Source organism: Paracoccus liaowanqingii, from assembly GCF_004683865.2.
In the GTDB taxonomy this organism is placed as follows: Bacteria; Pseudomonadota; Alphaproteobacteria; order Rhodobacterales; family Rhodobacteraceae; genus Paracoccus; species Paracoccus liaowanqingii.
On record NZ_CP040761.1, the window covers coordinates 63,726 to 82,563 of the forward strand.

Sequence of the window (18,838 nt, forward strand, 5' to 3'; positions counted from 1 at the left end):
GCTCCTTCAGGTGGGATCAGGCCAGGTGCTGGCGGAACCAGTTGATGGTACGGGTCCAGGCCAGCTCTGCCGCCTCGGCGTCGTAGCGGGGCGTGGAATCGTTGTGAAAGCCGTGGCCGGTGCCTTCGTAGATATAGGCCTCGTAGGGGGTCCCGGCCGCGTCCAGCGCCTGCTGGTAGGCGGGCCAGCCCTCGTTCACGCGCGGATCCTCCTCGGCGTAATGCAGCAGCAGGGGTGCGCGGATGCGAGGCGCGTCGGCCGGATCGGCCTGCCGCCCGTAGAAGGGCACCGCCGCGCCCAGATCGGGAAAGGCCACCGCCGCCGCATTGGCCACGCCGCCGCCATAGCAGAAGCCCGTGATGCCGACCTTGCCGGTGACATCCGCATGCGCCGTCAGGAAGTCGATGGCGGCGAAGAAGTCGTTCATCAACTTCTCGCCATCGACCTGCTGCTGCAACGCACGGCCCTCCTCGTCATTGCCGGGATAGCCGCCCAAGGGCGTCAGCCCGTCGGGGGCCAGCGCGATGAAGCCCGCCTTGGCCACGCGCCGCGCGACATCCTGGATATAGGGGTTCAGGCCCCGGTTCTCGTGCACCACGACGACGCCCGGCGCGGTGGCCGTGCCGGTCGGGCGGACCAGGTAGGCGCGCACCTCTCCGTGGCCCTCGGGCGAGGGATAGGTGATCCATTCGGCGCGGATGTCGGGATCGTTGAAGCTGACCTGCTCGGCCAGCGCGTAATTCGGCGACATCATTCCCAGGATCGCCACGGCGGTCAGCCCGGTCACCGCGAACTTGGCCGCCCGGTCCAGGAACTGGCGCTTGGTGATCACGCCATGGGCGTAGAAATCGTACAGCTCCCGCAGCTCGGGGCTGAAATCCTTGGCGGTCAGGCGCGGGCTCATCGGCGTCTCCTGGGGCTGGACTGGGAAGTGCAGAGTGTCGGCCCCCCGCCCGCCGCGTCAAGGGGCAGCTTGACCCACCCCCCTCTCAGGGCGCCAGCAGCCGCCGCGCCGCCCACCAGCTGGCCGCCGCCAGCACCCCGGCGGTCGCCAGGCACAAGGGCAGCCCGCCCAGCTGATAGCTGAGCCCCGACAGTAGCGTCCCCATCAGCCGCCCCGTCGCATTGGCCATGTAGTAGAAGCCCACGTCGCGGGTGATCCGTTCGGCCGCGCCGAAGGCCAGGATCAGGTAGGAATGGACCGAAGAGTTGATCGCGAAGACGAAGCCGAACAGAAGCAGCCCCCCGATCAGCGTCACCGTCAGCCCCGGCGTCGGCTGCGGCACGATCCATGCGGCGGCGGCCAGCGCCAGCGGGATCGGCACCAGATAGGCCGCCCACCTGACGGCCTTGGCGGTGATCGCCGCCTCGGGCTGCTGGCGTCCGCCCAGCAGGCGGGGGGCCGCGGCCTGGACCGCGCCGTAAAGGATGATCCACAGCGCCATGAAGCTGCCGACCAGGAAGAAGGCCTCGCGCCGCCCCTCGGGCGTGCCGTCCGACAGGACCGCCTGGAAATAGATCGGGATGCCCACCACGAACCACACGTCGCGGGCCGCGAACAGGAACATCCGCGCCAGGCTGAGCCGGTTGACGCGGGCATCGCGCGACCGCCAGCCCGACCAGCCCTCGGACGACTTCATCCGGCCCGGCAGGCCCGGCGGCAGGAACAGCGCCACCGCCAGCAGGATCGCGGCCAGCACGGCCGCCATGGTCCAGATCGCCGCCTGGAACCCGGCCAGCCCCAAGGCGGCGGCGCCCAGAAAGAAGCCCAGGCCCTTGACGGCGTTCTTCGATCCGGTCAGCGCCGCGACCCATCGGAAAAGACCCCCGTCCTCGGCGGGCGCCAGCACCTTCACGGCGGATTTGGACGACATCTTGGACAGGTCCTTGGCCACGCCCGACAGCCCCTGCACCGCCATCACGAAGACGACCGAGGCGCCCACGCCCCAGGCCGGGTCCAGCTGCGCCAGCGCCGCCAGCGCCACGATCTGCAGCCCCAGCCCGGCATAGAGCGTCGCGGCTAGCCCGAAGCGCGCGGCCAGCCAGCCCGCCGCTAGGTTGGTGACGATGCCCGCGACCTCGTAGAAGACGAACAGATAGGCCAGCTGCACCGGCGAGAAGCCGAGCGCGTTGAAATGCAGCAGCACCAGCATCCGCAATGCGCCGTCCGACAGCATGAAGGCCCAATAGGCCGCCGTCACCGCCCCGTAGGCGCGCAGCGGGTTCGCGGCGACGCTCATGCAAGCGACCCCGCCACCAGGCGCGTCACATCCGCCAGGCGGCAGGCATAGCCCCATTCGTTGTCGTACCAGGCATAGATCTTGACCTGCGTGCCGTTCACCACCATCGTCGAGCCCGCATCCACGATCGCGCTGCGCGGATCGTTGACGTAATCGGTCGAGACGAGGGGCCGCGTCTCGTAGCCCAGGATCCCCTGCAGCGGGCCCTCGGCGGCGGCCTGGAAGAGGGCGTTCACCTCGTCCACGGTGGTCGGGCGCTCGACCTCGAAGACGCAATCGGTCAGCGAGGCATTCAGCAGCGGCACCCGCACCGCATGGCCGTTCAGACGGCCCGCCAGTTCGGGATAGATCAGCGTGATCGCCGTCGCGCTGCCGGTGGTGGTGGGGATCAGGTTCATCAGCGCGGACCGCGCGCGGCGCATGTCCTTGGCGGGGCGGTCCACGATGGTCTGGGTGTTCGTGACGTCATGGATCGTCGTGATCGATCCGTGGCGGATGCCAAGCGCCTCGTGGATGACCTTGACGACCGGCGCCAGGCAGTTCGTCGTGCAGCTGGCCGCAGTGACGATCCGCTGGCTGCCGTCATAGAGATCGTGGTTCACCCCATAGACCAGGTTCAGCGCGTCGCCGTCCTTGACGGGCGCGCTGACCACGACCTTGGCCACGCCCGCGTCGAAATAGGGCGCGATCCGGGCGGCGGTCTTGAAGACGCCGGTGCAGTCGATGACCAGATCGACGCCCATCTCGCGCAGAGGCAGGGCCTCGATCGTGCGCGCATGGGTCAGGCGGATGGACTGGCCGTCCAGCACCAGATGGTCGCCCGCAGCCGCGACAGGCGTGGTCCAGCGCCCGTGGACGCTGTCGAATTCCATCAGCAGGGCGTGCTGGTCGGCGTCGCCCTCGGGGTCGTTCAGCAGCACGATGTCGCCTCCGGCACCCTGGTCGATGAGGGTGCGCAGGGCCAGCTTTCCGATGCGGCCAAGGCCGTTCACTGCAATGCGGGTCATGTCCGGGATCAGTCCTTCGTCAGGGCGTCGGCGTCGATGCGGTCGACGCGGGTCTGCAGCGTCAGCCGGTCCAAGCTGGCCACGGGGAGGGCGGCGAAGGCCTCGATCCGGCGGCGCAGGCCGCCATAGGTGCGCGCGAAGGCCAGCGCCTTCTCGGCATCCGTCCCCTCGGCCTTGACCGGATCGGGCAGGCCCCAATGGCCGGTGATCGGCTGGCCGGGCCAGGGCGGGCATTCCTCGGCCGCCGCCGTGTCGCAGACGGTGAAGACGAAATCCATCACCGGGGCGCCGTCCTCCTGGAACTCGGACAGGTGCTTGGACCGCATCGCGCCGACGTCGTGGCCGTTGCGGGCCAGCACGTCCAGCGCGAAGGGGTTCAGCTGGCTGCCCGGGCGGGTGCCGGCGGAATGGGCGACGAACTTGTCCCCGCCCAGGTCGCGCAGCAGCGCCTCGGCAAAGATCGAGCGGGCGGAGTTGCCCGAACAGATGAACAGCACATGATAGCCGGTGTCACGCATGGTCGTTTCCCTGGATGTCGGAAGGGGGGACAGAAGATCGGGCCGGGCGCGGCCCAGATCCAGCGCCAGATAGCCCAGCAGCGCCTCGGCCACCGCAAGGTCGACCGAATAGAACAGCGACCGGCCCTCGCGGCGCATGGCGACGAGGCCGCAATCGGTCAGGTCGGAGAGGTGATGGGACAGGGTGTTGGCCTTCAGGCCCAGGGCCTGCGCGATCTCGGTCGGGCGCACGCCGCGCGGCGCAAAGCGCATCAGCAGCCGGAAGACCGCAAGGCGGCCGGGATGGCCGAGCGTGGCGAAGGCATGGGCGGCATGTGTCTGTTCCATGTTTCCTGAATACAGGAAACGACGTGGAACGCACGTGAAGTTTTGATGTCGGCCCGGTGACGGGGTCCAAAGGCCGCGCGGGCGGGCGCGGCCTTCGTCGGCAGGGTCAGGGCTTCTTGGGCGTCTCGGTCTTGGGCTCGTCCATCTTGGCGGGATTCATCACGTCGAAATCCTCGGGCTTGTGGGGGACGCCGTGATGCGAGCCCTGGGCGTTCTCGTGGCGGGGCTCGCGGTCCTTGCCCATGCCGGTCTCATTGTTCTTGGTCATCGCCGTCTCCTTGGATGGGGTCGTCCCCGGGGCCTGCTCGTGAGGAGGGAGGAGGCAGGCCCCGGGGACGGGAGCGTTGAACGGCCCACACCCCCGGATGTTCCCGACGATCCTGCGGGAAGATCCGCCGCCTTGTGCCACAGCGCGCTCAGGCCTGCGGCGCGGGTCCCGGCGCCTCGGTCGCGGCGCGGCACAGGGCCTCCAGCAGGTGGCGTTGGTGGATGGGCTTGTCGACCCGCTGCACGTCGGCAAAGATCCCGTGGCGCCCGGTGAAATCCGCCGAGGCATAGGCCGAGGCCAGGATGAAGGGCACGCCCAGATCCCGCAGACGCTCGGCCACCGGCAGGACCAGCTTGCCATGCAGGTTCAGGTCCAGCACCGCCAGATCGGGCTGCGCGCGGTCCAGCAGGGCCAGCGCGGCCTCGACCGATCCGGCGGGGCCGTGGACGCCATAGCCGTGTTCCTCCAGCATCATCTGGATGTCCAGGGCGATCAGCGGCTCGTCCTCGACCACCAGGACGAAACGGCCTGCCGGAAGATCGTCGTCGTTCATCTGGTCATCCGTGCTGCGGAAAGGTCAGTTCGGCCCGCAGGCCCTCGGGCCGGAAGTCCAGCCGGGCCTGCCCGCCCAGCTCGTGTTCCATCGACACCTCGATCAGCTTCGTGCCGAAGCCCTGGCTGTCGGGCGGCGCGGTCTCGGGGCCGCCGCTCTCGTTCCAGTGCAGCCGCACCATCGGCATCCCGTCGGGATCGTCCTCGGGCGTCCATCCGATGCTGACCTGCCCCCCGTCGCCCGACAGCGCGCCGTATTTCAGCGCATTGGTCGCCAACTCGTGCAGGACCATCCCCAGGGACATGGCCTGTGTCGGCAGCAGCGGCACCTGCGGGCCCGGCACGACCTCGATCCGGCTGGCACCGTCGCGATAGGGTTCGATCATCTGTTCGGTCAGCTCGGTCAGGCTGGTCGTGTCGCGATGGGCCGCGATCTGTAGCGACCGGCCCAAGGCATCCAGGCGAGAGATCAGGTCGTCGCGATACTCGACCGCCGAGCGGTCCTTGACCGAGGTCTGCCGGGCCAGCGCACGGGTCACCGACATCAGGTTCTTGATGCGGTGGTCGAATTCGCCGATCAGGATGTCCTTTTCCGCCTCCTTGCGGCGACGCAGCGTTGCGTCGACGATCGAGACCAGCAGGATGCGGTGGTGGCGGTCGGGATGCTCGACCCGCTGCGCGGTGATCAGCATCGTCTTGCTACCCACATGCGGGAAATCCGCCGTGACCTCGTAGTCGTAGATCGAGGCGCTCTTGGGCACGACCTCGCGCAGCAGCTGGTTCAGCTCGTCGATATCCCACTGCCCGTCGCCGAGCGCGGTGAAGGACTGACCCACGGTTTCGTCGGCGCTGGCCTCGAAGGCGCGGTAGAAGGCGGGGTTCGCGCTGATCACGGTCATATCCGGCCCCAGCACCAGCAGGGGGTCGCGCAGGGTGTCTACAATGCCCGTCGCGCGCACATGCGAGCTGCGCAGCAACCGATAGAGTTCATCCAGATCCAAGCCAGGCCTCCGTTGCCGTACATTGTGGCCGGAGTGTCGCACCACCCGGCAGTGGGTGACAGATGGAATCTGCCGATCCAAACCCGAGGGGCCTGGCCCAAGTTCCCACGCGGCCACAGAGATGACCACCTGCCTGCCGAAGGCACGGGCAGGGCAGCGGGGCGGTCCGTGCAGGGTGTAGATCTGAAGATCCCAAAATGCTATACGATAATAATGAAGATTATGTCTCACCACCCACTAGCAACCCATGCAGGTCGATGTTGTGGGGCAGGGGTCTTTACCAAGTTGGTACACACCCCACCCCGCGTTGTCGGTTGGATTGGTCATCGCCTGCCGGTTTGACGTTCGATCCGCTGCTGCTGCGTGTCGGCCCTACCCTGGGACTTCACGCGGACCACGGACAGCGCCGGGATGCCCGCCGCGCCGCACAAGCTGCACTTTGCGCGGCTCATCATGTCCTTTGCCTTTTCCCAGTCATCATAGGCCAAGTCCGCACTGTGACCGCATCGGCATCGGAGGATGAACTGTACGGGCATCGATGGCATCCTGTTTATGGAGCCGAAAACGGCAGAAGGTCGGGACACTGAAAAGGCTATGACAAAGGATATCAGATGACCGACTATTCGGCGATCTTCATGATTATTTCTATGATGGGCGTCAGCTCTCGCACCCTCGTCTCTGTGATGCGCCGCCACCGTCCCGCCGCGCCGGTGGCCGAGCAGATCCTCGATGGCTTGGTATGGGGGGCGCTTATTGCCGTGGGGCTGATCGCGTTCGGAGCGCGTGTCACCGGATAGGCAATTGCCTTAATCGGTTCTATGCGCAGGGGTGAGCGGATCAGCCGGGGGTTGTGGCGCAGAGGGGTCAAGCTCCCACACGTCGAGCCATGCTAGGAAGGCCGGGTCGCCGTAATCCTCGCGCCCGGTTTCGTCGAAATATTGCTGCCGCAACAGGCCACGCCATTTCCGGGGTTTGTAGAACAAGCGCATTTCATAGTTCTTTCAGGATGATAAGGGTCTCATGACCAGCGGGTGTGGCCCACCGAACCTTCATATCATGCTTAGGTTGTACATTTAAGACGTTTGTCGTTCGTATGACGCGCGCAATGTTTACCTTCGGCTCACCTGCAGAATTGCTGTCCCTTGATTGACATGCATCTGCTTAAATAAGTAAGTTTCTCCATGCTCACTGAATTTAAGCGTTTGTTTCGCAATCATCGCCTCAGCAAAGGCGCTGTACGATGACACGGGAATGTTGAAAGTGCGTGGGTTTTCTCCCCGCACATCCTCAACTTCTGCGGTTTTTCCTCCGCTGAAATAGACAGTGGTCATGCGTTTCTCCTCCGCTTTCCCATCGTAGGTTATCCCCCCATCAGCGCATCAAACAGCCCCGCCGATAGCGGCGTGCTGGAAAAAGGCCCCGGCACCATTCGATGCCGAGGCCCCTTTGCCCTGACGCGGGCTGCGCACGTGCTCGTGCGGTGACTGCCCCCGGATTGCGCCGTGACAATCTGCGCCGCGCCCCCCAATTGGCAAAGGGCCGCGCCGTGACGGGGTTTTTGGCCATGTCAGCCGGGCACTCACCGTCTAATCCCAGATGCTTCACAGGTGAAAATCTTAAGCCCCGCAAGGCGCATCCAGGCCTTATCTCGTCATCCCCCGGTCATCGCATCAAACAGCCCCGCAGACGGCGGCGTGCTGGAGATTATCGGCGCGGCGGACGTTCCTCGTGTCTGATGGGCCATCCGTCGAACAGCATCCTGCATCCATACATCGTCCAGGGCTATGAAGATTTTAGCATGGTGCGGGAAAATGGGGCGGCGGTTTACCTGCGTAGGTTGCAAGCGCCTCCTAGGTGACTCAAGCCATGCAGCCCTGATCTGAAATAAGGGCATCGACCATGATCTGCCAGATCAGTTCAAAGCCGCTGGTCCATCGCGTCGGGGCGCCAGCGGTAAATCTGGGGAGGCGTTGTGCCACGGTCCTTCACTCATGCGAAAATCTCCAATTCGTCCATATTTTGCGCATTTGCCCACACGCCGGACCCCGCTGAGGGGGCAAAGTTGACGACTACCCTCTCGTCATCACATTCTCTTGACTATAGAGAACGAAAGACGCACAACTCAACCTTAAGGTGAATGCATCTCCTTTGGAGGTTTCCCGATGTTCTTCATTTCCATGGCAACTGTAGCGTTCGCAATTGTTCTCACTGCGATGCGGATGGAAGGGAGGAGCGGACGCTTCCGGGACAGCCATTTCCCCAAAGAGGATATGCTCTACCTCAAGCTTATTGGCATCAGCCTTCTAATAGCAGTCGTGACCTTGGTGTTGTCCCGCGAGTTCTGGAGATAACGTTAAAGGATCATACTGCGGTTAGCTCCCGTTCGATCAGGCCGCTATAAGCGTTGTATAGGGAGTGTTATAAATCCGACCAGCTGGAATTGAGCCAACGACTGGTTCACAGGCTGCTGAATGATTTTTAGAGCGAAGGACCTTATGAGGCGCTCTGGCCAGACACCTCACCTCAAGAAACCGATGACTGATGGCTGCCCAGGGGTGGTCACCCCAAATTCAGGCATAGTCCGGGTTGCCCTCGTTCTCAGACGAAAACCGACTTTCGTTCGGATGGCTACGCTGCGCCTCAGTCGTGACGCCCCGGCAAAAAATCTACATGATGCGCTTCCTGCCTTTTGTTACTCTTGATATTGTATTTTTGAGATGATCCGGAGACTGGTGTCGATGTGTGACGAAATGGGCCAACTCGAAGTATTTCCTGATCGCGCTTACCTGCGTCGGAAAGACCCCTCACGCAATATGCATCGTTTTTATCTTATGGCTGTGCAGCGTGATCTTTTTGGGCGCGCCAGCCTCATCCGGGAGTGGGGTCGGATTGGCAGCCCCGGAAAGCTGTGTGTCGAACACCATCCGGACGAAGGGCGCGCAGTGGATGCCCTATCGGCATTGATGGCCGCGAAACGCAAGCGGGGCTACGCGTCATGAGCAGCTGGCACAATCAGGCGGAGCTCAAGCGCCTTGATGACGCGCTTCTCAAAGCGGCGGAGACCAATGACGACATCATGTTTCTGTCGGAGCTTGACGGCTTTGTCGCGGGTCTCCTGGTCTGCCCGGACATGATCCCGCCAAGCCGCTGGCTCAAGGAAGTCTGGGGAGGGACGGGTGAGCCGACTTTCGACAGCCTGGCAGACATGCAGGCGCTTCTCGACCTCATGATGGGGCACTACAACCGCGTGGCCCGGATGCTGACCGCGCCCGCCTCCTATGGCCCGGTTATGGATAAAGATCACAGCGGTCAGGTCATCGTTGCCGATTGGGTGGAGGGGTTTGTCCGTGCGGTGCGGCTTCAGCCGTCCAGTTGGCGGCGCTTGAGTGCGAGCGACGATCAGGAGGCGATTGCAGCCTTTTCACTCATGCTCGAAATACCCTTGGTGGGGACGGGAAAGGGCGATCTTGATGATGTAATGGCGGCAAAGCTGGTCGAGGATGCCTCTGAGATCATCCCGGGCCTTGTGCTCGAGATGAACCGCTTCACCAAATCGCTCCCCTTTGAGGCTCCGGGAGGGGTGCTTCCATTTCCGGCGAATCTTTCCGGCGAGCCTGTCAGAAGTCAAACAACAGGGCGCAATGACCCTTGTCCCTGCGGATCAGGGCGAAAGTACAAGAAATGCTGCGGAGCAAACTGACCTTTTGCCCTTTTCCAGCGCTTTGCCTTTGCTATGAATGTCACACGCGCCTGTAGCTCAGCGGTTAGAGCAGGCCGCTCATAACGGCTTGGTCGGGGGTTCGAATCCCTCCGGGCGCACCACAGGAGCTTGCGTGATGGAGCGGTGGACATATCAGACTAAAAAATGCGGGGCCTTCGGGCGTCCGGGTTCAAGTGCCGGCGCGGGCACCACCTCCCTGACACCTCTTCGCGACAGCTGACTTTTCGTCAAGCCAGGTCCGTCTGTGCAAAGTCATCCTCCTTATAGAGCAGGGGAACATGATGCGACTTCGCACAGGCGTAGGACAGCGCGTCGCCCATGTTCAACTGCGCCGGATGCCCGACGAGCTTGCCGTAGGTGGCAAGCGCCTCGACTGCGGCGCGGCCCATGCTGGAGGAGATCATCATTTCCTGCGCCTGGATTGCGTCGAGTAGGTCGTCGACAAGATCACTCGCGATCTGAACGTCCTCAGCCGTCGCCGGGCCTGCGCTGCGCAAATCCCTGCGCGTTCTGGCAATGGCCAGCGTGGCCTCCAGGCGCACGATGGGCGAGACCCGCAGCTTGCCCCGCGCCGCCTCCATTGCCTCCATCAAGGCAGGCGCGTCAGGTTCGTTCTTCAGCACCGCAACCAGCGCGCTCGCGTCGATGAACATCAGTCTTCCCCCCACATGCCGTCCATGAATGCCTTGTCATCACGGCCATCAGCCACAATGCCAGATGCCGCTGCGCGCCTCTGGATCGCGGCGACGCGGTCAGCGAGGCTTTCCTTTGCAGCAAGGGCGGCAATTTGCGCCGCAAGTGCCTGACGCACCGCTTCGCTCTTGTTCTTGACGCCTGTCATCGCGCAATATTTTGCAACGAGGTCGTCGATTTCGTTGCCCTTGATGAGCATGGTCATGGGTCTATCCTTTAAGGGTATCTCTATATATACCTCTTAGGGATATACCTAGGCAAGCGTTGGCTTGGCCTGTCATCAGACGCCATTGAACAAAGGTGTCCGATATGACGATGCAGTGCTCTCGATGCGGTATGGATTCTCATTGTGCAACGGTCTGCCATGCATATCTGGGTCCGTTGGAGACCATCCCGGAAAGCTCGGACAAGGAGCGAAACACGGGGGGAGGCTTCTGGACAGTGCTTTTCATGATCGCTGGTCTGGGCCTTCTGATGCAGGTGTCTGCACTGTTTTTGTAGCTTGCCCGGGCGTCCCCTTCGGGCCGCGCCCCCGGTTCCTGCCGGCTGTGCCGGCCTCCACCCGATCTTGTCAGGGCGATGCGCCCGGCTGCGCTGCACGGTTGACTGTCTTGTCCCAAGCCATCCCCCGCACACCGGTCCTGGGCGCCCTGCCCTGCCCATCTCGTCCCTGACGGGCGGGACCGCTGACGCGAGGTGGGCACCTGGTTGTCCAGTCGCGCGCTGAAACGACCTTGGGAGTGAAGGCGCGGGACCGGAGCAGGCTGTGAGCGAGACCACGGGGATCGAGCGTCAGCCTGTGGGCAACCGGGTGCCATGTGACAGCCGATGTCGCAGAACAACGCCCCTTCTCCTGAAGAAGACTGAGATCCCCGCACAGGCGCGGTGATCGCGATGCAGGGGGGATTTGGACAAGCCAAACGCCCCCTGCCATTGCCCGGGCCGCGCCGAGGCGCGTCCGTCAGGGGGCCGCAAGCCCCCCACCGCAACAGGAAAACACTGCACATCCTGCGGGGCCGTGTCCTCGCGCTTTGCGCTGCGGTCCGCACCACCCCCTTGTCCGTTTGATTTTCCCATTGCGGCGGTCCCCCCCTGCCCTCGCCGGGAGGCAAGGTTTCAGGAGAGGGGCGCGCTTCGCGCTTCCTCGCCAGAAACCCCGCCCATTTTGGGCACCCGAGCACGGCGCAGAGACCGGGCGGGACTGTCGCAAGAGAAGGAAAGCCACATGGCCAAAGCGTTCGATCTTTATCAGCACGTCACCGACAGCATCATTGCCAGCATCGAGTCCGGCACCCCGGCATGGCGCAAGCCCTGGACCGGCGACAAGGGCGGCGCACCCTTCCCCCTGCGCAGCAACGGCGAACCCTATTCCGGCATCAATGTCCTGATGCTGTGGCTGGCCGCCGACGCCAAGGGCTATCGGTCCCCGTTCTGGTTCACCTATCGGCAAGCGAAAGAGGCGGGCGGGCAGGTCCGCAAGGGCGAGACATGCGCCACGGTTGTCAAATACGGCACCTTCGAGCGTGAAGACGAGGCCACCGGCGAGGACCGCCGCATCCCCTATCTGAAATCCTACAGCGTGTTTAACGCCGAACAGATCGAGGGGTTAGCGGTGGAATACTATGGCACCCCCGCCGAGGCATCCCGCGACCTTGGCACCGAGGCAGACCCGACGCTAGACGCTTTCTTTGCAGCCACCGGGGCCGAGATCCGCACCAGCGACGAACCGCGCGCCTACTACGACCCCGCCGCCGACCATATCCATATGCCGCCGATTGCCACCTTCCACAGCGCGGCGGGTTATTATGGGACGCTGGCCCATGAGGCTTGCCACTGGACCGGACACAGCACCCGGCTTGACCGGTTTTCGCGCTTCACCGACCGCAAAGCGTATGCGTTCGAGGAACTGATTGCGGAAATCGGCAACTGCATGGTGTGCGCCCAGATTGGCCTAACCCCGGATTTTGAACAGTCCGGCGCCTACCTGAAAAGCTGGTTGCGGTTATGCTCACCTCGTCATAACCGCAGTTATCCGCAGCAGCCCATAATGCGAAGGAGCGCGGCTTTACCGCTTGAAACCCGCGGCATTCGGCGTCCGGGGAAGGAGTTTGCTCAGCATTATTTTCTGCCAGACCTTTGTTGTCGTTTTGACCAGCAAAGGAATCGATGATGTTGAATGCTAATTACGAGCTCATTGCTGAGCTCAGAATTGTACTGACCAAGCAACGGTACAGCCCCGTTGTGATCGGGAACTACTGCGCCTATGCGCGAGGGTTCGTCGAATACCTTGTGCAGCAGAACATCGAGATTGCTGAGGTAACAGAGCCGCAGGTGGCTCAGTATCTGCAATATGCGATCGCGATGTTCCACAAACGCCATGGTCGGGCGCCGGCGCGGGAGTGGCACTCAATTCCGCGTTCCGGAATCCATGCGTTGCTGCGGCTCGCTCAAGGTCAATGGCCATCCGCACCGAAAGCGACCTGCACTGCAGACGCGTTGCGCTTTGCGATTTGCGACGAGTACGAGACCTGGCTGCGAGAGGAGCGAGGTCTTGCTGCGGCTAGTATCGACGTGTTGGTGTGGGAGGGCCGGAATTTCCTGACCTGGCAACTCGATCGACACGGCCCCGACAGTTTGATGACAATGACCGTGGCCAACATTGATCGTTACATGGATACGCGTACCCCTCACCAGACCCGCAGGTCGGTAAAGGATGTCGCGGAACGCCTTCGCTCGATGTTGCGCTATCTGCACCGGACGGGGCGCACCGCAATTGACTTGTCGCGGCACGTCATCGCCCCCTTGCTCTATGCCTACGAGGGCGTCCCCTCGATCCTTGAGCCGGATCAGATTGCTGCCGTTTTGCAGTGCTCGGGGATGGACAAGACGCCCGCGGGGCTGCGGGACCACGCCATCCTGCAATTCCTAGCCACCTATGGCCTGAGATCGGGCGAAATCTGCAACCTTCGGATTGAGGATATCGACTGGCGGGCGGAAGCGATCCGCATAAGGCATACCAAGACTCGGGCCAACTCATTCCTGCCATTGATGGCGCCGGTGGGCGAAGCGGTGCTCGCCTACCTTCAGACGGGGCGGCCTGTAACCGATGCCCGCGAGATCTTCGTCCGCACATGTGCGCCCTATCGCAAGCTCGGCTTGCTGGCAAACATGGTGCGGCGGCGACTTGCAGCCGCCGGGGTAACACCGGCTGGCAAGAACGGCTCCCATATCTTCCGCCATGCACGTGCAGTCGAAATGCTGCGCGCCGCTGTCCCCCAGAAGGTGATCGGTGACCTGCTTGGGCATCGCTCGGCAGAATCCACGGCTCCCTATCTGAAGCTTGCAACCGAGGATCTCCGGGCCATCGCGCTCGATGTACCGGGACGGGAGGTGCGGTCATGACGGACTGGCCCGACCCTGAGCGCAAACTGATCCCGCGGTACATTGCAGGGCTCAATCTGCGCACCACGAACAGTCCCATCTACTACAGGCAGGCGCTCAACATCTTCCAAGATGTCGCCGAACGTCACGCCAAACTCGACAAGGACATGCTGGTGGCATGGCTGCATGTATCGCCGGGACGGTGGGCCTCGACCACACGGCTGCACCGCACCCGGATTATCGACCGGTTCCTCGATCACCTTGAGGAAACTGGGGCCATCGAACGCAATCCCATCGCCGCGCTGCGTGAAGCTTGCAATATCAAGCAGTGCATGCCGGTGTGGCGGGCGCTGGCCTCCCGGGATCCGGATAGCGCGCTTGCCGAACTGTACCAGCCCAAGCCATTCGGCAGCGTCCACGGCGAGTTGATGGCCGAGCACGTCACGTTGATGCGCAATCGCGGTTACAAATACACTTCTCAAGCGGTGTTGCTCTCGCGCTTCGACAGGTTCGTGCAGTTGAATCCGGCGCTTCAGGGGCAGCCAATCGGGGTTATGCTCGATCACTGGTCGGGGGCGAAAACAACGCGCAATCACCTGAACGAGTGCGAAAAGCTAAAGCGCATCCTTGCAAAAATCCTCTGCCATCAGGATCCATCATTGCCGTCACGCCGACCCGACCCCCGTCCTGGAAAGGAAGTGGCCAAGCAATGGCGCAAACCGTATATTTACACTCCGACCGACGTAGGGTGCATGCTCGACGTCGCTCGTTCATACCCTTCACCACGGGCGCCGCTTCGGCCATTGAGTATCTACACAATGCTGCTGCTCGCCTATTGCGCAGGTCTGCGGCGAAGCGAACTGGCCCACCTCGATTTTGGTGACGTTGACTTCGAAGGCGGCACGATCACGATCCGCCAGACCAAGTTCTACAAGACCAGGATACTACCGCTTCCTAATAGCGTGATGGTCGAGCTTCGAGCCTATACCGAAGCGCGACGCCGCGCCGGTGGATCTCCTGATCGGCACTCTGGCCTGTTCTGGCACGAACAGCGTGGTGACCGCTATACGAAGGGGGCGGTTGCCTGGTTACTCGTCGACGTCATACGTCGCGCCGGGTTGAAACCGCCTCAGGGGCGAACGGGTCCTCGCCTGCACGACTTGAGGCACTCGATGGTCGTGAACCGGATCCTCGAATGGTACAAAGCGGGCATCAACCCGCAGGATCGTCTGCCGTTCCTCGCAACCTATCTTGGCCATCGGGACATCAACTCGACCCTGGTCTACATCACCGTCACGCAGGACCTGCTGCATCACGCCAATGAGCGGTTCCGTGTGGTTGGCGCGCCATGCCTCGAGATCGGGCCGGAGGTGCGGGCATGACCAAGAACAATCGGTTCCCATACCTGATGCGCGCGTTCTTCTACGAATGGCTGGTCGAGCAGCGCAATGCCTCCATCCATACGGTGCGTTCGTATCGCGATGCCTGGCGGCTCTTCCTCCGGTTCGTTGCACATCGCTCGGGCAAAAGGGTGGCGATGATTGCGCTGGCCGATCTGACCGCTGGAGAGGTCATCTCGTTCCTCGGTCACGCCGAGCGCGAACGCGGCGGCACGGTCGGCACGCGCAACTGCCGGCTTGCAGCGATACGCAGCTTCTTCAACTTCGTTGCGACCAAAGATCCCGGATCAATCGCGCAATGCGTCGAAATCCTCAACATTCCGGTAAAGCGCGGACCAGTCTCGGAACCCTGTTATCTGGATCCGGCGGAAGTGGCTGCAATCCTGGCTCAGCCTGATCGTTCGACACGCGAAGGTATGCGCGACCATGCCCTGCTCTCGTTCCTCTACAACAGCGGCGCGCGAATACAGGAAGCACTCGACCTGTGCCCCGATGCGGTCCGCTTCGAAAGCCCAAGCTGCGTGCGCCTGACCGGAAAGGGCCGAAAAGAACGTATCTGCCCGCTCTGGCCGGAAACCGTGACGTTGTTAAAGAAGCTGCTCGAACGGCAACCGCGTGCGCCAGACCAGAGGCTGTTCGTCAACCGCTACGGAAAACCGCTCAGCGCGTCGGGGGTCCGGTTCAAGCTCGCCGCCTATGTGAGGGTCGCGGCTAGGACCACGCCAACGCTACGCGACAAACATGTGACACCCCATGCCTTCAGGCATGCCACCGCCGTGCATCTCATATCGGCTGGCGTCGACGTCACGGTTATCCGTAGCTGGCTCGGGCACGTGAGCCTCGACACGACGAACCACTATGCCCGAGCCAACCTCGAAACAAAGCGCAAGGCATTGGAACAGGTGGGCGTTCCCGAAACGCCCGGCGGTCAGCCCTCGTGGAAACGCGATACGAGCATTCTCGCCTGGCTCGATACGCTCTAAAATAATGCGGAGGAATGTGGCCGGAAACCGCGAACACTGGCCGATCTGGCCACGTTCCTTCACATTATAGACTGCTGCGGATAATTGCGGGCATTGAACGACGACAAGCGGCTGATCTTCAAAGCTGCCAGCGAGGCCCAGAAAGCCGCCGATCTGCTGACAAAGCGGCAGCGCGTTGAAGAAGAACGCGCGGCCGCGTGAATGCCGCCATCCCCCTGCCGGACCTGTCCTGCCGCAAATGCGGCAGGACCAACCCTTGGGTTCACCTCGCGCCTGTCATCGTCGGGGGAACAGGAACGTGTATCTGCTTGGATTGCGAAGAGGGGCGGTTCAGGCTGGTCAGCGACGGAAACCCAAAGCCGGGGGTCACGCTATGACTAGTTTTGAACTTCAGACGGCCCCGACGACCTGCCCATTCCATGCGCCACCTTGGCCGAAGCGGAGCGGCGCGGCAGACGCCGCGCCGTCCGGATCGGATCGCCCGTTCTGATCTATGAGATCGACAGTCGGGGTGGCGAAAGGTTTGTGGGGTGTGCTGGCCCCCCTGCCCTCTGTCCTGGCGTGCAGGGAGAACGCCGGGCGGGCGGATCTGACAGCTGCGCCGCCAGGTCCGCCCGCCCGGGGCTTCGCCTTACATTGCAGCGCGGGCAAGCCACGCCGCACGATCCTTATGCGTTTCACGCCGACGCTGCCTGGCGGCGGCTTCGCCGCCACGGAAGCGCGAGGGAAAGGTGCCCCTTTACAGGATGGATTTGACCACCGCTCCCTCACGCCCCTTCGCTCCATGGGGGCCGTTCCGCTCGTGATCTGCAAGCCCCTGGCCGAAAGATCGGCCGCGGGTGGACAAATCCAACTTGGGCAAGACGGTCATACCGGAAAGAAGCAGAGAATAAGCGCGGTTGATAAGCCCTTGTTCAGACTTCCGCGCCACAGGTCACAGGGAAAGGCGACCCTGCGTCCAGTTGGTAGGTCTAATTGCCAGCGGTCAGGTCTCAGTAGCTTTTTCTCATGCAAATGCAGGTGCTATGTAAAGAGCCAGGATGCCTGCCGTAATCAAGGTCTTCATTCTGTATAATCCTTGATCATGGCGTCCAGACTCGAAAACCATGCTGGCTCGATCTGCCCAAGCAGCAATGCCGATTTGGGGGCTTTGTTTCCATTCCTGACCGTTGCCGCAATCGCCCGGATAACCTGAGGCTCAACCTTCATCGTGATCCGGTGGCTCCATTCTGCTGGGCCACTCACCTCCATTGATTGGGGAACATAGCGCGGCTCTATCGTGATCGTGGGCATGTTGGCGTAGGCAGCTTTCAGCACCGTTGCGCGAGGGGTGCCTTCGGCCTCTAGTCTCTCAAGCGCATCGGCATGGCGCTGGAGCACCCTCAGGCGGAGGGTATGCGGCGCACCTGGCTTTGATCCGGCACGCCGTGGAACGACGAGATGTGCGAGACGATGGGGTGACGGATTGGCCTTTGCCTTGGGTGATGGGCCTGTCTCGCGGTCGCCGCTGGAAGACGCTTGTTCGACTTCCTTCTGAGTCACATCAGGCTCCGCATGGGCATGTCCCATGTCACCGTCGCGATTGGTGCTTTCCAAGGCAGGCGGAGCAACCGCTGGCTGCGCCTTGAAGCTGTTGATCGCATCGTCGCTGATCGTTCCCAGCTCGGGCCGCTGAGACCCGGCAGTGACGGCTTTTCCAAAGCCGGTCGCATCGGGGCGAAGGGTCTTTATTCTCTCACGCGCCATGGGACGGCTCCATTTTTGTCCCCTCGATGATGTTGTTCATCAGATCGATGGCATGGGCCAGGGCGCTTTCATAGTGAAGTGCTTGCCCCTTGTCGCTCCACTGCCCGTTGCGGCACCTGTTCATGATGCCGCCAAGCAAACCTTGCTCATCCATTTCCCGATACTGCGGTCGCTCCGGGACCATCGTGGACAAGGGATTGAACTCGGCAACAATCTCATAATGGCGGTGGAAATCGCGGGTCGTGATGTCTTTCGGCTTCGGCAGGTCTCTTTTGCGGCGGACCATGACCGGAGGGACGCGGGTGAGGACAACCTGCAAGGGAGGGATCTGATCCGCGGAGACGACGCGTTTCTTCAGGTCATCGTGCCAGGCAATCGTTTCGCGGGTGCGGTCGCGATCAGGGTTGGCATTGGTGCAGGGCACGACGATCCGATCCACGACACCGGCAAGGTCATCCGCCCATTCGGCACCCTCTCCTTTGGTGTCGATAATGATGAAATCGACCGTGTCATCATTCTTGGCCACGATCTCGTAGAGATCCTCTGCAACAGTCGTGGCGCGAACCATGATCTTCTCATCGTAGTGGCCGTTGCTCTCAGCCCTGGTCCACCATTTCAGAATATCCTCGGCGGGATCGAGATCGATCACCAGACACTTCTTCTTGGAGTGCGCTATGGCTGATGCCAGCAGCTTCGTGAGTGTCGATTTTCCGGCTCCGCCCTTGCGGTTCATCAGTCCTATGACAATCGCCATGATGTGTTCTGTCCCTGTTCATGTCCGCGGCGAGACAATCAAGCGCACGCTGTGCATCCATCATCCTGCTTTCCGCTCTTCATTTTGACATGGTAGCAGTTTGTCAAGGCGCACAGGTTCGTTCAGCCATTTGATCATGCATGTTGTCAGTCAGGCTGTCATGCCGTCAGTCATTTAATACGTCATCGGTTGTGTCATTCATTAAGTAGCTCGAATGTATGCCGATTGTCGTGTTGCTGGGCTCTGT

19 protein-coding genes and 2 tRNA genes are annotated in these 18,838 nt (G+C 62.4%); 9 read left to right on the forward strand and 12 right to left on the reverse strand.

The features are described 5' to 3' along the window. Window positions 1–16 precede the first annotated feature (16 nt). From yghX to E4191_RS17865, 7 genes are all read right to left on the reverse strand, one after another. A complete protein-coding gene (gene yghX, locus E4191_RS17840; RefSeq protein ID WP_139615800.1) occupies window positions 17–904 on the reverse strand; it encodes a YghX family hydrolase in 888 nt (295 codons plus the stop codon). An 85-nt stretch (window positions 905–989) separates the two neighbouring features. Next, a complete protein-coding gene (gene arsJ / locus E4191_RS17845) occupies window positions 990–2,240 on the reverse strand; it encodes an organoarsenical effux MFS transporter ArsJ (protein ID WP_139615801.1) in 1,251 nt (416 codons plus the stop codon). Further along, entirely contained in the window at window positions 2,237–3,247 is a 1,011-nt protein-coding gene (locus E4191_RS17850; RefSeq protein WP_139615802.1) for an ArsJ-associated glyceraldehyde-3-phosphate dehydrogenase, read from the reverse strand. Before E4191_RS17850 ends, arsJ begins: the two co-directional genes overlap by 4 nt. Window positions 3,248–3,255: 8 nt before the next feature. Further along, entirely contained in the window at window positions 3,256–4,092 is an 837-nt protein-coding gene (locus E4191_RS17855) for a metalloregulator ArsR/SmtB family transcription factor (RefSeq protein WP_139615803.1), read from the reverse strand. 106 nt (window positions 4,093–4,198) lie between these two features. Further along, on the reverse strand, window positions 4,199–4,360 hold the full coding sequence (locus tag E4191_RS23880; RefSeq protein WP_176562797.1) for a hypothetical protein: 162 nt from the start codon (window positions 4,358–4,360) through the stop codon (window positions 4,199–4,201). A gap of 148 nt (window positions 4,361–4,508) precedes the next feature. After that, window positions 4,509–4,913: a response regulator gene (locus E4191_RS17860; RefSeq protein WP_139615804.1), complete on the reverse strand. Its 405-nt coding sequence runs from the start codon at window positions 4,911–4,913 to the stop codon at window positions 4,509–4,511. A 4-nt stretch (window positions 4,914–4,917) separates the two neighbouring features. Next, entirely contained in the window at window positions 4,918–5,913 is a 996-nt protein-coding gene (locus E4191_RS17865; RefSeq protein WP_139615805.1) for an HWE histidine kinase domain-containing protein, read from the reverse strand. Window positions 5,914–6,524: 611 nt separating this feature from the next. Between E4191_RS17865 and E4191_RS17875 the strand changes: the two genes are divergently transcribed. Further along, window positions 6,525–6,710 (forward strand): hypothetical protein, encoded by a 186-nt coding sequence (locus E4191_RS17875; protein ID WP_139615807.1) that lies wholly within the window; start codon window positions 6,525–6,527, stop codon window positions 6,708–6,710. A 312-nt stretch (window positions 6,711–7,022) separates the two neighbouring features. Here E4191_RS17875 and E4191_RS17880 read toward each other — a convergent pair whose 3' ends face one another. Next, window positions 7,023–7,244, reverse strand: a complete 222-nt coding sequence (locus E4191_RS17880) for a hypothetical protein (protein ID WP_135819386.1) — start codon at window positions 7,242–7,244, stop codon at window positions 7,023–7,025. 1,419 nt (window positions 7,245–8,663) lie between these two features. Here E4191_RS17880 and E4191_RS17885 point away from each other — a divergent pair. The 4 genes from E4191_RS17885 to E4191_RS17900 all read left to right on the forward strand — a co-directional run bounded on the left by E4191_RS17885 (window position 8,664) and on the right by E4191_RS17900 (window position 9,825). After that, complete coding sequence (locus E4191_RS17885; protein ID WP_407947088.1) at window positions 8,664–8,912, forward strand: WGR domain-containing protein; 249 nt, start codon at window positions 8,664–8,666, stop codon at window positions 8,910–8,912. Continuing rightward, complete coding sequence (locus E4191_RS17890) at window positions 8,909–9,613, forward strand: UPF0149 family protein (protein ID WP_139615809.1); 705 nt, start codon at window positions 8,909–8,911, stop codon at window positions 9,611–9,613. The genes E4191_RS17885 and E4191_RS17890 overlap by 4 nt, the downstream gene beginning before the upstream one ends. A gap of 46 nt (window positions 9,614–9,659) precedes the next feature. After that, a tRNA-Ile gene (locus E4191_RS17895) sits at window positions 9,660–9,735 on the forward strand. Window positions 9,736–9,740: 5 nt separating this feature from the next. After that, a tRNA-Phe gene (locus E4191_RS17900) sits at window positions 9,741–9,825 on the forward strand. A 36-nt stretch (window positions 9,826–9,861) separates the two neighbouring features. Here E4191_RS17900 and E4191_RS17905 read toward each other — a convergent pair. Both E4191_RS17905 and E4191_RS17910 read right to left on the reverse strand, forming a co-directional pair. Then, window positions 9,862–10,287 (reverse strand): type II toxin-antitoxin system VapC family toxin, encoded by a 426-nt coding sequence (locus E4191_RS17905; protein ID WP_139615810.1) that lies wholly within the window; start codon window positions 10,285–10,287, stop codon window positions 9,862–9,864. Beyond that, on the reverse strand, window positions 10,287–10,532 hold the full coding sequence (locus E4191_RS17910) for a type II toxin-antitoxin system VapB family antitoxin (protein WP_139615811.1): 246 nt from the start codon (window positions 10,530–10,532) through the stop codon (window positions 10,287–10,289). The genes E4191_RS17905 and E4191_RS17910 overlap by 1 nt, the downstream gene beginning before the upstream one ends. 1,020 nt (window positions 10,533–11,552) lie before the next feature. Between E4191_RS17910 and E4191_RS17915 the strand changes: the two genes are divergently transcribed. Genes E4191_RS17915 through E4191_RS17930 form a run of 4 tightly spaced genes read left to right on the forward strand, consistent with a single transcriptional unit; the run spans window position 11,553 to window position 16,091 of the window. Beyond that, window positions 11,553–12,497 (forward strand): ArdC family protein, encoded by a 945-nt coding sequence (locus E4191_RS17915; protein ID WP_139615812.1) that lies wholly within the window; start codon window positions 11,553–11,555, stop codon window positions 12,495–12,497. After that, window positions 12,497–13,729 carry a site-specific integrase gene (locus E4191_RS17920; RefSeq protein ID WP_139615923.1) on the forward strand — a complete coding sequence of 411 codons (1,233 nt, stop codon included), beginning with the start codon at window positions 12,497–12,499 and terminating at the stop codon, window positions 13,727–13,729. The genes E4191_RS17915 and E4191_RS17920 overlap by 1 nt, the downstream gene beginning before the upstream one ends. Beyond that, window positions 13,726–15,090, forward strand: coding sequence for a tyrosine-type recombinase/integrase (locus E4191_RS17925; RefSeq protein WP_139615813.1), 1,365 nt, complete (start codon window positions 13,726–13,728; stop codon window positions 15,088–15,090). Before E4191_RS17920 ends, E4191_RS17925 begins: the two co-directional genes overlap by 4 nt. Further along, window positions 15,087–16,091: a site-specific integrase gene (locus E4191_RS17930; RefSeq protein ID WP_139615814.1), complete on the forward strand. Its 1,005-nt coding sequence runs from the start codon at window positions 15,087–15,089 to the stop codon at window positions 16,089–16,091. Before E4191_RS17925 ends, E4191_RS17930 begins: the two co-directional genes overlap by 4 nt. Before the next feature lie 1,062 nt (window positions 16,092–17,153). Here E4191_RS17930 and E4191_RS17935 read toward each other — a convergent pair. Then, entirely contained in the window at window positions 17,154–17,837 is a 684-nt protein-coding gene (locus E4191_RS17935; RefSeq protein WP_139615815.1) for a hypothetical protein, read from the reverse strand. Then, window positions 17,827–18,591 carry a ParA family protein gene (locus E4191_RS17940; protein WP_139615816.1) on the reverse strand — a complete coding sequence of 255 codons (765 nt, stop codon included), beginning with the start codon at window positions 18,589–18,591 and terminating at the stop codon, window positions 17,827–17,829. Before E4191_RS17940 ends, E4191_RS17935 begins: the two co-directional genes overlap by 11 nt. Window positions 18,592–18,838: the final 247 nt, after the last annotated feature.